Origin of the sequence: Kocuria salsicia, from assembly GCF_039532055.1 — a bacterium.
Classification (GTDB): Bacteria; Actinomycetota; Actinomycetes; order Actinomycetales; family Micrococcaceae; genus Kocuria; species Kocuria salsicia.
In genome coordinates this window covers 40,595-52,288 of the sequence record NZ_BAAARF010000024.1, presented here as the reverse complement: position 1 = coordinate 52,288, position 11,694 = coordinate 40,595, and the positions used below count along the sequence as shown (strand labels likewise).

General features: G+C 70.7%; 11 protein-coding genes. 3 read left to right on the top strand and 8 right to left on the bottom strand.

The features are described from left to right. Nucleotides 1-134 precede the first annotated feature (134 nt). The 8 genes from ABD264_RS11790 to ABD264_RS11755 all read right to left on the bottom strand — a co-directional run bounded on the left by ABD264_RS11790 (nucleotide 135) and on the right by ABD264_RS11755 (nucleotide 7,150). Nucleotides 135-464: a P-loop NTPase family protein gene (locus ABD264_RS11790; RefSeq protein WP_344206214.1), complete on the bottom strand. Its 330-nt coding sequence runs from the start codon at nucleotides 462-464 to the stop codon at nucleotides 135-137. Nucleotides 465-615: 151 nt separating this feature from the next. Next, nucleotides 616-990 carry a hypothetical protein gene (locus ABD264_RS11785; protein WP_344206212.1) on the bottom strand — a complete coding sequence of 125 codons (375 nt, stop codon included), beginning with the start codon at nucleotides 988-990 and terminating at the stop codon, nucleotides 616-618. Nucleotides 991-1,175: 185 nt separating this feature from the next. Next, nucleotides 1,176-1,862 (bottom strand): phosphatase PAP2 family protein, encoded by a 687-nt coding sequence (locus ABD264_RS11780; RefSeq protein ID WP_344206210.1) that lies wholly within the window; start codon nucleotides 1,860-1,862, stop codon nucleotides 1,176-1,178. Then, nucleotides 1,814-2,068, bottom strand: coding sequence for a hypothetical protein (locus ABD264_RS11775; protein WP_144066410.1), 255 nt, complete (start codon nucleotides 2,066-2,068; stop codon nucleotides 1,814-1,816). The genes ABD264_RS11780 and ABD264_RS11775 overlap by 49 nt, the downstream gene beginning before the upstream one ends. Nucleotides 2,069-2,162: 94 nt before the next feature. Continuing rightward, complete coding sequence (locus tag ABD264_RS11770) at nucleotides 2,163-3,422, bottom strand: polysaccharide biosynthesis protein (protein ID WP_144943165.1); 1,260 nt, start codon at nucleotides 3,420-3,422, stop codon at nucleotides 2,163-2,165. Continuing rightward, complete coding sequence (locus ABD264_RS11765) at nucleotides 3,416-4,267, bottom strand: glycosyltransferase family 2 protein (protein ID WP_094393423.1); 852 nt, start codon at nucleotides 4,265-4,267, stop codon at nucleotides 3,416-3,418. The genes ABD264_RS11770 and ABD264_RS11765 overlap by 7 nt, the downstream gene beginning before the upstream one ends. Before the next feature lie 67 nt (nucleotides 4,268-4,334). Continuing rightward, on the bottom strand, nucleotides 4,335-5,789 hold the full coding sequence (locus ABD264_RS11760; RefSeq protein ID WP_344206207.1) for a hypothetical protein: 1,455 nt from the start codon (nucleotides 5,787-5,789) through the stop codon (nucleotides 4,335-4,337). Between the two features lie 14 nt (nucleotides 5,790-5,803). Then, nucleotides 5,804-7,150: a tyrosine-protein kinase domain-containing protein gene (locus ABD264_RS11755; protein ID WP_290500243.1), complete on the bottom strand. Its 1,347-nt coding sequence runs from the start codon at nucleotides 7,148-7,150 to the stop codon at nucleotides 5,804-5,806. Nucleotides 7,151-7,862: 712 nt separating this feature from the next. Here ABD264_RS11755 and ABD264_RS11750 point away from each other — a divergent pair. The 3 genes from ABD264_RS11750 to ABD264_RS11740 are packed head-to-tail and all read left to right on the top strand — an operon-like array spanning nucleotide 7,863 to nucleotide 11,603. Then, nucleotides 7,863-8,507, top strand: a complete 645-nt coding sequence (locus ABD264_RS11750; protein WP_344206205.1) for a YveK family protein — start codon at nucleotides 7,863-7,865, stop codon at nucleotides 8,505-8,507. Beyond that, on the top strand, nucleotides 8,504-9,766 hold the full coding sequence (locus ABD264_RS11745; protein ID WP_344206203.1) for a hypothetical protein: 1,263 nt from the start codon (nucleotides 8,504-8,506) through the stop codon (nucleotides 9,764-9,766). The genes ABD264_RS11750 and ABD264_RS11745 overlap by 4 nt, the downstream gene beginning before the upstream one ends. Further along, nucleotides 9,750-11,603 (top strand): hypothetical protein, encoded by a 1,854-nt coding sequence (locus ABD264_RS11740; RefSeq protein ID WP_344206201.1) that lies wholly within the window; start codon nucleotides 9,750-9,752, stop codon nucleotides 11,601-11,603. The genes ABD264_RS11745 and ABD264_RS11740 overlap by 17 nt, the downstream gene beginning before the upstream one ends. The last annotated feature ends 91 nt before the right edge of the window (nucleotides 11,604-11,694 follow it).

The following is an 11,694-nucleotide window of genomic DNA, read 5'->3' as shown; positions in this document are numbered from 1 at the left end:
CAGCAGTGATGCTGCCCTCCAGATGCTCCAGTGCCTGGAAGAACGCGTCCTTCACCTCATGAGACGCCATGGTCCTCGCAACTCCCCAAAAATTCAGGGCGTTGCGAGGACCACTAGAAACTGCCGAAAAGGGGTCACGCGCCGTCGTCGTGTGCCCGGGTCTCCGGTCGCCGCAGCCGGCAGGTGCGGTCCGAGGCCGCGACCATCTCCTCGTCGTGTGTCGCGACGACGACCGAGGCACCGTGCTCCATCAGCTCACGGAGCATCCCGACGACCGCACGACGGTTCTCGTCGCCCAGGCACACGGTCGGCTCATCCGCGAAGACATACACCGCCTGCTTGTGCAGGGCATGGGCATGGGCATGGGCGATCCTGACTCGCTGCTCCTCCCCGCCGCTGAATCGGGCGGCCTGCTCCTCGTGGCGCCCCTCGAGACCGACCCTGTCCAGGACCTCGCGGGCCACGCGTCTGCGAGGGGCGTGTGAAGACCCCCGACGGCCGCAGCAGAACGTTCTCCAGAGCCGTCCACGGAGTCGAACCGGTCAATGGGCATCACCGTCACGAGCCGTAGGCGAGGACCGCCTCGTAGAGCGTGCGGCGGCCGAGGACCTGACTTCACATCTGCCCTGCGCAGTGCCGCAGGAAGAGCTGGCGGTGCACGGTCGCCACGTGCACGCGGACCGAGACCGCGGCCGAGATGACGGAGGCGCCGGAGCCCGGGGACCAGACCGCGACCAGCAGGAGGTGCGCGGGGTCCACTGTCGGCTCTCGGACGCTCACACCGTGCTCGGAGGTGAACCGCGCCAGGGCGTCACGCCCGTCCGGTGCAGTACGGAAGGCGAAGGTCCAGATCGCGCTCAGGTCGGCATCACCAAGCTGCGAGGACGGCCGCGCGGTGCCGTGCCTTCTGGTGTCGTACCAGCAGATCTCGTCGGAGGTCTGCGAGCCGCCGCCGAAACGGTAGAGGTCCGTGCCGTGGAAGAAGTCCATGCTTTAGGAGGCGTCGTTGCCCAGCGGAACGACCTCGTACCGTTGGCGGACGTACGCGTCCGTGAGGCACATGAGGAGCAGGAGCACGAGGACACTGGCCACGCGGACGGAGACCCTGATCATGGCTGCTCTCCCTCCGCCGCACGGACGCCCGGGAGTGTGCGCTACATCCTATGGCCGCGAGGTCAGCGCTCCGTGGTCCCCGGGGCCCCGCGGGGAACAGCGACGCACCCCCGGTGCCGCGGCGCCGTCGGCCGCCACGCGTCCACACCGATCACCACGCCCAGCACCGCGAGCGCCAGCAGGAACGCGCCGGTGACGTCCGTGAGCCAGTGGTACCCGAGGTAGAGGCGGCTGAACGCGACGACGGCGATCACCGTGACCGCGCCGAGCAGTGCCCACCACCGGCCCCGCCGCGGCTCGGGCCGGGTCGTCGCCGCGACCTGCCGGACGCCGTGGTCACCGGGAGACGTCGGTACGGCGCCCGCGGGAGACCGCAGGGCGGCGTCGTCCGCGGCAAACCGGGGCGTGACGGCGCGGGGGCGGAAGTACAGCAGGTAGACCAGCACCAGCACGAACGTGGTGGTGGCCAGGGTGTGCCCCGAGGGGAACGAGAACGAGTGGTCCGCACCCAGGAGCATGTCCGCGATCGGGGGCCTGCGGCGCTCGACGATCCACTTGACACCCACGATGCCCGTGACCGCCAGGAGCATGGACCCAGCCAGGAGCACGGGCCGCCACCAGTGCGTGCTGCGCCACAGCCACACGAGCACGGTGGCCAGGCTGATGAGGATCATCCCGGTGGGCGCGGTGACGGTGGTGATCACGACCAGGACGGACGTGACCAGCGGGTCCCGGTGCTCCTGAGCCACCGCATCAGAGGGGTGTCCAGGCGGGAGAGGTCCTCGTGCTCCAGCCACCAGTCCCACACGCGGGTGAAGAGCAGCACGCTCCCGACCACGAGCAGGCCCGCGAGGACCAGCCGACGACGGCGGGCGGCCGGGTCCACGATGGCGGGTTCGGCCAGGCGGCGGCGCAGAAGTCCTTGGGATGCATCGGGGTGCGGGGCGGATGGCATGCGAAAATCCTAGGAGCACCAGCCGCACGTCAGCTGGTGGTTTCCTCGAAGGACGGGCCGTCTCGACGGTGTGGGGAGCCGCAGGCCCAACGCCTCAGAGCACCACGATCCAGCAGGTTGCCAGACCCACCGTGGTCAGCGCCACTCCGAGCCAGAACGAGCGCCACGGCGCCGCCTTGCCGACGAAGCTGTAGGCAACGATCACCACGGCGAACTCGCGCAGCACCAGGATGGTGGCCGCGAGATGGAGGTCGAAGGACGCCACCCAGGCGATGAGCGCGCCGAAGACGATGCCGATCACCGGACCCACGAACGTCTTCCACGCCGCGCCCGTGCGCACGAGCAGCACGGAGGCCGCCCAGGAGAGCACACCGGGGAACGAGACCATGGCGATGAACGGCACCATGGACATCGCGGAGTTCCACTTCTCGCCCAGAATGGGCCCCAGCACGACCGCGGCCACCTGTGCCACGACCACTCCAACCACCGCGAGCATGAGTGCCCCGGAGAGGAAGCGGTTGCTGGTGTCGCTGATCTCCTCGGGGGTCTCCTTGTCCGCCACGGCCACGCGCACCATGTTCGCCGTCGACGCCGCCAGGGCGTCTCCCGGGGCTCGGCCCACCGCGCTGCCCGCGGTGTAGGTGCCGAGCACAGCGGTGCCTGCGAAGAACGTCATGAACAGCCGCTCGGCCTGTCCCTGGAACCACGCCATCAGTGCGTACCCGGACATCGCTCCCATGTCCGAGAGGATCGACTTCTTCCCCGGTGCGGAGTGCGGGATGGGAATGGTGTTCTTCCGCGCCCGCCTCCAGCACAGCAGCGCGAACACGCCCTCCGTGACGGCCAGCTGCAGTGCGGGCCCGAGCAGGGACTGGGTGAGCAGCAGCGTTGCGCCACCCACCACGAGGCCCACGATCGCGGCACGGAACTGGAGCCGCGCGAGCAGACCCCACTGGCTGGTGGCCTGCAGCGTACCCACGTAGAGCAGCCCCAGTGCGCCGAAGCCGGGCGCGAACGCCACGGGCAGCACCTGGAAGAACTCGCCCCAGTTCTCCAGGGTCCCGTTCCACAGCAGGAACAGCATGAGCGCGACCAGCAGCTCGAACGCGACCACCGGCATGAACATCCGGTAGCGGTTCATGATCTTCATGCCGCCAGGCTCGGTGAGCACGCGCATCACGGCGAAGCGTGCACCGGAGTCGATCGTGACCTGGATGGCGGTGTAGAGCAGCGTGACCACGTTGTAGATGCCCACGTAGTGCGGGTTGGTCAGCGCCGCGAGTGTGAGGATGACCAGCGCTGAGGACAGCCTAGGGATGATCCGCTCGATGAGCGCCTTGACCTGATTCAGCACGAGGACTCCGCCGCCTCCACGTGATGCATCACCTGGTGCCTCGCGTAGGGGCGGGTGACGGGCCGCACCTGCGTCAGGACCTCCGCCGCGCGCTCCGAAGGCACGCTGGGATGGGACGGGGTCCCGCCGTCATCGAGCAGCCAGCCGCGACCCGTGGCACGGGCCCACTCCTGATAGACGCGGCGCACCTCCGGGTCCGCCTCGACACGCCGGTGGTAGTCCTCCGCACCCGAGATCTGTCCGGCGCTGAGCCGGTAGGCGATCACGGGAGCCGCGATCTTCGAGAGGCGTGCCCCGTTGAGCAGGGCGTCGTGCCACAGCACATAGTCCTCCGCCGGGGAGTCCACGGCGTAGGCGTTGGCCTCCAGCAGGGTCTCACGCCGTGCGAGCATGCTCGGGTGGAACATCGGATTGGTGAACGGCAGCAGGACCCCGATCTCCTCGGAGGTCAGCGACCCGAAGTACGAGGGCCGCGGGACGGCGCCGCCACCGAACCGGATCCCGCTGCCGCACACGATGTCCGCGTGGCGCATCGCGGCGAGCTCCAGTCGGAACCGCCACGGGGCGCAGAGGTCGTCCGCGTCCATCTTGGCCACAAACGCGCTGTCGGTGCTCAGCAGCAGCTCCCGCGTGCACGCGACCGAACCCCGGTTGCGTTCGTGGGCCCGCACCACCAGGCGCGGGTCCGTGACGGCGCGCGCAGCCCGCTCCGTGGCGTCGTCGGGCCCGTCGAGGCCCACCACGAGCTGGGCGTCGCGCGGCATGGCGCGCAGCGTGGACCTGATGCTGCGCCCGATCGTGCCGGACGCCCGGTAGGCGGGCATGATGACCGTGATCAATGGCATGTCTTTTCCCCCAAGAAAGTGTGTCAGAGCGCGTCCGGCGCCCCTCCCCCGAATTGTCCTCGGCGGCTCAGAGCCGCGCGGGTGCCCTCGCGCCGCCCAGCGCCGTCGCACCGCTCGTGCCGTTCGGACCGCACTGGCCGCCCGGGGACCCGGGTGCCGACGACGCCGCGGGCCCCGGTTCCAGCGGCTGCCCCAGGTCGCATGGCCGTGCGAAGAGCCGTTCGGCAACCCACAGTGCCCACAGGGGCAGGATCGACAACGTCACGAAGACCTCGAACGACTCGAGCTGCCCCACGATGCCCTGGAACACGAGAGTGGAGCCGACCGTGGCCAGCAGCACCCGGTTGGTCTCGCTGCGGCTGCGGCTGTAGGCGTCCGAGACGACCGCGGAGAAGATCCCCAACAGGAAGTACCCCGCGACCACCCCCACAAGACCGAAGTTCAGCAGCATCTCCGCGCTGAAGCCGGGAACCACGTAGATCTGGTCCTCCCCTCCGAGCAGGTCGTAACCCGAGACCTGGACCATGGAGCGGAAAGGGTTGTCCACGGAGACGCCGCCCAGGTGCAGCAGGGCGAGGGGCACGTTGATCAGCGCGCTCCAGATGGTCTCCCCGTGCAGCGCGGTGTGGTTCGACGCCCATGCGGACATCGAGAACCGCCCCCACTGCCAGTCGATGAAGGACCAGGGGTCCGTGGTGGCACCGACCCGCTGGGAGGTGGTCGCCACGACGAACACGACCATCGCCACGGCGCCCGCCACGATCAGGGGCCACCGCAGGATGCTGATCCGCGGCAGCATGATCGCCAGCAGCGGGAACGCGACGTAGGCGATCTCGGCGCGGCCACCGTTCCACGTGGCGCTGACGGCCAGCGCGGCCAGCCCTCCCACGAGCAGCAGCGTGTTCCACACGGCCTGCCCGGTGGCACGCCGGCGAGCTGCGAACGCCAGCACCAGGAGAGTCACGGCCCACGGGAGCCATCCGGCCAGGAACGCGTAGCGGGCGTTGCCACCGTCCACCGAGATAATCCGGCCGCCGGTCTGGTCCGTGGTGGCACCCATGACCCGGATCAGTCCCACTCCTCCCGCAGCGGCCAGCACGAGGGCGAGACCACCCACGCTCACCCGGTGGGCGGCGGCGAACGAGTACAGGTTCTCCGGTGCCAGCGGGCGGCGCGGGACCTCCCGGGAGTCGTCACGGGCCGGGAACAGCCGGGGGCGCGGCACGACCAGACCGGCCCACAGTGCGCAGCTGGCGAGGAACGTGGCCCACGCGGCGGTGGTCAGCCCGGAGGTGGAGCCCACAGGATCGCCCGAGAGCACCTCGTAGAAGCCGCGGTCCTTGGACCAGCCCAGCACGTGGGCGAAGCCGGAGACCACATTGGCCAGCAGGAAGTTGAGCACCATGAACAGGCGCAGGTTGAGTCCGTCCACCCGGCCACGGGTGCGGATGTGGATCAGGGCCAGGAGACCCACCACGGCGGAGGCGGTGAGCAGCAGGATGGCGCCGGCAACGGGATTCACCGCGGTCACCGCGCTCAGACCAGTCCGGCGTGTCCGCGGCCCGAGCGCACCTTGTTGGCCACGAGGGACACGGGCACCTCGCGGAACCCCGCCACCGCGCTGTGCAGCTGGTCCGTGGAGACCCGCCCGGGAACCGTGACGAGCAGGACCTCGTCCGCGAGCTCGCCGAGCACGGCGGCGTCCGCAGACTCGCTGAGCGGCGAGCAGTCCAGGATAACGACGTCGAACTCGCCGTGCAGCTCTCGCAGCAGCGCCACCATGGGCTCGGAGCACACGAGGTCGCTGGGCCGCGACGCGGGCGAGCCCGCCGGCAGGAACGTGAGCCCCGGCTCGAGGCGCACTGCGCTCTGCTCGGCCGCCGCGCGCCGCTCCAGGAGGTCGGAGACCCCCGGGTGCGCCTGCTGCGCGAGCAGCTCCGTCATTCCGCGGTCGGAGAGATGTGCGTCCACGAGGACCACCCGGCTGCCGAGGCCCGCGAAGCTGCGGGCGAGCTCCAGGGCCACCGTGCTCGCGCCGTCGCCGGAACGGGTTCCCGTGACCACGAACGTCGCGCCGCCCTCCACCTGGGGCAGCACCTCCGCGTGGCGCTGCTGCAGCCGCGAGCGCAGCGCGGTCACGTGCGGGGTCGGGGCCGCGGAGCCGGGCTGCTCGATGGCCGCGGGGTCGAAGCTCAGCGCGTCGCTGAGGTGTTTCAGGCGCGGGACGCTCGCGGTGAGAGCCGCCCCCGGGACGCTGCGCAGCTCGGTGAGGGTGCGGGGGCGCCGGACCAGACTCTCCAGCACGAACGCCAGGACCGCTCCGAGCAGTGCACCGAGCACCAGGCCCGCGGCGGGGTACACCGCGGCGGGAATCCCGCTCGGCTTCTCCGGCAGCTGGGCCCGGCTCAGGAGCTCGGCCTTCACGGCGCCCTCACGGTTGGCCACCTCGGGGGACAGGGACTGCACGCCCTTGGTCAGCTGGTCGGCGACGCCGTTGGCCACCTGCTGGGCCTCCTCCGGCGTCTCCGCCGTGGCGGTCACCTGGATCACGGACGTGGCCGTGGGGTTGGTGACGTCCAGCATGTCCTGCAGGTCCGAGACCGAGCGGTTCAGGCCCTTGTCACGGATGACAGGGTCCAGGACGTACGGGGTGGTCGCCACCGTGGCGTAGGACTTCAGCTCCCGCGAGAGGTACGTGGCCGCCTGGTTCAGCTCGGTCGCGGAGTCACTCGTGGGAATGGTGACGTAGAGCTGCGAGCTGGCCTCGTACTTGGCCGGCAGCGCCACGGCGAGCACCCCTCCCGCCACGAGGCCCACCACCGCCAGTGCGGCAATGGTCTTCCACCACTTCTTCAGAACCTCGGCGTAGTCGCGCAGCGTCATGTGTCCTCCATACCCCATGGTGACGGTGTCGCGGTGGACCCGAGCCTGCGCGCTGCCCAGCGCACACGGCGATCGGGACCGGCCCATCCGTCTCTCCCCAAATGAATCTGAGGGAAGTCTATCGCGCGGATTCATCTCCATGAACACTCAGACAGTTTCCGCGGAATTCCTTTGTACCCACATCGGAGGATGAATTTTACCTCCGGCAGGGTGGGCTCGTGCGTTTCGCCCGGAAAATGAGGGGTGTCGAAAGTGCACTGCGCGGAATCCCATGAGTGCGACAACTACTTCGACACCGAGAGGAGGGGCCTCCCACCTGCGCCGTCGCCCAGGAGGCCGTGCCGGACCCCCGCCCCTGGGACGGACTGCGCGGCCCCCGGTGCGACGAGGAACATGTGCGGACAAGGTCTTTGCCAAAGTGAACTTCGCGGGAAATTGGGGCTACGATGAAGAGAGAAGGGGGCAGGAGCGGACCACGAGGACCGCACCGCCCCCGGCATCACACGTCGCGGCGCGGCCGGTGCACGGTGTCCGGGGCACCTCCGGCCCGTGACCACGGAGGCCGCCACCGCACAGCGGAGCTCGCGGGACGAACGCTTTGTCCCCCGAGCTGGGGAATGTGATGAATATTTGTCCCCCATTCGGGGAACGACAGGGAATGGGGATTTCCGTCGGGCTGACGGGAACGCGAAAGAACTATCGGGGGAATCACATGAGCGCACGAACGAAGAACGCCGTCGTGGCATTCCTGGCCGTCGTCCTGGGCACCGCGGTGCTGGGGGCAGTGGTTGCGGGCGCCGCGGCCGCGCTGCGGCCGGAGACCTACACGTCCACCGCCACCGTCATGGTGGCCCCGGACAAGGACCTGCCGAACGCGCAGACGGACTCCGTCTCGCAGTACGTGCTGAGCAACATGCCCACCTACAACAACCTGGCGACGACCACCACCGTCCTGCAGGAGGCGGCGGACCACGGCCGCTCCACGGACGAGATCTCGCAGCACCTCGCGGTCGAGGTCCCCACCGGCTCCACGCTGATCAAGCTCGCCTACACGGACACCGACCGCGAGCGCAGCGCGGCTGTCGCGGACGACCTCGCCGCCGGGCTGCAGAAGGCCATCCGCGAGTACTCTCCCCGCGCCGACGGCACCTCGCAGGTGGACGTGACCATCGTCCAGGACGGTGCCTCAGCGACGTCGAGCAGCACGCCGCAGGTCAGCCGCTGGGCGACCGTGGGCGGTGTGGTGGGCGCGATCGTCGGTCTCGCCGCAGCCCAGGCCCTGAGCACGCGGCGAGCCAAACGCGCCCGTGACGCGGGCTCCTCGGCCGCCGCGCGGACCGAACCCGCGTCCTCGTGAAGTGGCGCGACGCCCTCACGATGGACCGGGTCCCGGTCCTCACGCTGGTCGTCTTCCTGTTGATCAGCTGGGCCTCCACCGAGTACTACCTGGGTCACGCCGTCGTGGCCTCGCCCAGCCCCTTCACACCCGTGTGGGGCGCGTACGACCACGCGGACGCCATGCGGCTGGTCCTGTGGGCGCTGCTGGGACTTGCGCTGGCACTGATCGTGCCATTGCCCGGCCGGGTCGCCTCGTGGCCGTCCCTGCTGGGCACCGTGGGTCGCCAGGTGCAGTCCCTCTCCGGCCTGTGGCTGGTCGTGACGTTCGGGACCATGGCCGCGCTGGTGCTCGCCAAGGGGCCGTACCTGCTGCACGCTCCCCAGTACCTGATGTTCACGGCACCCTCCGCGTTCGTCTCCGCCGCGAGCGTGGCCCAGCCGATGGCGGTGCTCGCGGCAGGGTTCCTCTCCGTGCGGCACCCGAACCTGGGCCGGATCACCCTGGGCCTGTGGCTCGTGCTGCTCTTCGCGTGCGCCACCCGCGTGTTCGCCGGCGTGCTGGTGCTCTACATGGTGGGGAAGTTCCTCGCGGGCGGCCGGGTGGCCTGGCCCACGTGGCTGCTGACCACCGTCGTCACCGTGGTGCTGCTGCCCATCCCGCTGCACTGCCGGGCGCTCACGGACCACGGACTGATCCCCTACGCGCGTGCCATGGTGCACCTCGTGGAGAACCCGTCCTTCTTCACGGACTCCCTGCTGACCACCACGAGCAGCTTCGGCTTCAGCGTGCCCCTGCTCGTGTTCACGAGCCGTGAGCAGTCGATCACGGCGTCGGACATGCTCATCTCGGTGAACCCGGGGCCGGGATCGCTGGTGGGCTGGGACGAGATCATGCCCACCATGCGCGTCCACGACTTCATCCCGTACTCCGCGCTCGGCGAGTGGGCGAGCTTCGGCGGCTTTGCCCTGATGCTGTTCCTGCTGGTGTGGGGCGTCGTCGTGCGGGCGTGCCTGCGCAGCGTGGGGAGCAACCCGCACCCCACCATGGCCCTCTTCCTGGCGGCCGTCCTGGGCATGTCCATGCTCACGGTGGTGATGGTCACCCAGTACAACACCCGGGCCGTGAGCCGGATCGTGTCCATGATGATCGTGCTGACGCTGTTCGAGCGCGTGGTGCGGCCGTGGACGGAGTCCTTCCTCCGCAGCCGCTCCCTGCGCCCCGTGCCGTGGGCGGGGCCCGCCGCGCCCCGTGGAGTTCGCGATGTCCACGCCGCGTGACGGAATGCCGCGGCGTGAGAGCGCGCCTCTCGGCTCGACGCCACGCCGTGGTGGTCTGACCGGGGCAGACCCGCGCGGCCCGGAGGTGACCCGACGGCGCGGCGCCACCCGCCGCACCTTCCTCGCCCTGGCGGGCACCGCACTGGTGGGCACCACCGTGGCCTGCTCTGCCTCCGGGCGGCCGGGCGCCACACGGGGCCCCTCCTCCGCCGCCGCCCAGCAGCAGGTCTGGGCCCACATGGTCCCGCAGGGCCTGCCGCTGGCCGAGAGCGGGGACATCCACTACGGCAGCGAGCGCCCCCTGGCCCTCGCGCCGGCGGGCACGGACTACGCGAGTCTCGTCTCCGGCCAGCTGGAGCAGGGCCGGGCGGCCGGCCTCACGGGCATGCAGATCCTCCTGCTGGAGGGCGAGAACAAGGGCTCGGACTTCCTCGGGGACTGGATGGACGCCGCGGATCCCACGTGGCAGGACGGGGCAGAGGGCTTCGCCGTGGCACCGTGCCTGCTCGTGTCCTCGCGGGACGGCGCCGTCCAGATGATCCGGCAGTACGCCGAGGCGTCCGACGGCAGGTCCTCCGCCGCGCGGGTGGAGGACGCCCTGGTGGTGTGGATCTACAACGCGCGCTCGCTGTCCCCCGAGGACTGGGCGTCGTGCCGCGGGGCCGTGGAGGAGAGCGGCACCCGGCTGCACCTCGTGGCGGAGCTGGCCACCGCGGCGAGCCAGCACGGGGACTCCCTGGACACCTCCCTGCTCGACCCCTACGCGGACACGTTCGAGGCGGTCTGGCTGTTCGAGGACCGGGAGTCGCAGGTCCTCGGGGACTTCGCGGCGTGGGCGGCGGCGCACGGCACGGTCTTCGCGGGCGGCACTCTGCCCGGCTACGACCGCGAGACGAGCCACGGCGGCTACGTGGACGCGCGGGGCACCCAGCTGTGGCGCACCCAGCTGGAGCGTGCCCGGGACTCCGGCGCCGCCTGGCTGACCGCCGTGACCTGGAACGACGCCGTGGAGCACACGAGCGTGCAGCCCACCACGGACTGGGGCACCACCCGCGCGGACCTGCTGGCCCACCACGCTGCTGCGTTCCGCGGGCACGAGCCGCAGGAGAAGAACCTCACGGCGTACGTGACGAGTCCCCAGTACCTCGTGGCGGGCCAGGAGCTGCTCGTGGAAGGGCTCGCGATCAACCACGAGTCGCAGGATGCCCGTGTCACCGTGCGGGTCACCGACGCGGACGGCACCACCCTGGCCACCTCGCAAGAGGTCACGGTTGCCGCGGGTGAGGTGGGCGCGGCCGTGCTGGAGCGCACGGTCCGGGTCTCGGGCGGGGCCCACGTCTTCGCCGTGGTGGAGCTGCGGGACGCCTCCGGCGAGCTGCTCAGCAGCACCCGCGGCGCGCCCGTCGTCGTCTTCGCCGCAGAGGACCCCGCGATCCCGGACCCGCCACGGCGGCGCTACTACTCGCTCTCGTCCGCGTCCTCCGTCGACTTCTCGCGGTGGGCGAGGATCGAGGGCGAAGACGACGACGCCGCGTCGCCAGCCAACCTGCGGGTCCTCGCCGAACGCACGGTGCGCTCCGTGGAGTTCCTGCACAACACGTGGCCGGCGGGGCTCGCACTCGACGCCCGGGAGCTGTCCTACCGCGCGCCGCCGGACTCCCTCGTCGGGGGCCAGGAGGTCACCACCGTGACCCAGGGCTTCACGGTGGCCCGCCTGGTCACGGAGGCCGGCGAGATCGCGTACTCCGCGCCGGTCCACCACGGCACGGTTGCCGGATCTGGCGACGGCGACGACGGCGACGGCGACGGCGACGGCGACGGCGACGACGCAGGGTGACGCGGCGGCGTCGTCGTCGTCCCACCAGGGACCGCGTCACCACGGACCGCGCCACCGCACGCACCGCCTCGCCCACCGCCGTGCGCACCAC

Excerpts from the sequence above, each read along its gene's own strand:
- ABD264_RS11785 (WP_344206212.1), bottom strand. The coding sequence starts at position 990 with ATGGACTTCTTCCACGGCACGGACCTCTACCGTTTCGGCGGCGGCTCG.
- ABD264_RS11775 (WP_144066410.1), bottom strand. The coding sequence starts at position 2,068 with ATGCCATCCGCCCCGCACCCCGATGCATCCCAAGGACTTCTGCGCCGC.
- ABD264_RS11765 (WP_094393423.1), bottom strand. The coding sequence starts at position 4,267 with ATGCCATTGATCACGGTCATCATGCCCGCCTACCGGGCGTCCGGCACG.
- ABD264_RS11755 (WP_290500243.1), bottom strand. The coding sequence starts at position 7,150 with ATGACGCTGCGCGACTACGCCGAGGTTCTGAAGAAGTGGTGGAAGACC.
- ABD264_RS11750 (WP_344206205.1), top strand. The coding sequence starts at position 7,863 with ATGAGCGCACGAACGAAGAACGCCGTCGTGGCATTCCTGGCCGTCGTC.
- ABD264_RS11740 (WP_344206201.1), top strand. The coding sequence starts at position 9,750 with ATGTCCACGCCGCGTGACGGAATGCCGCGGCGTGAGAGCGCGCCTCTC.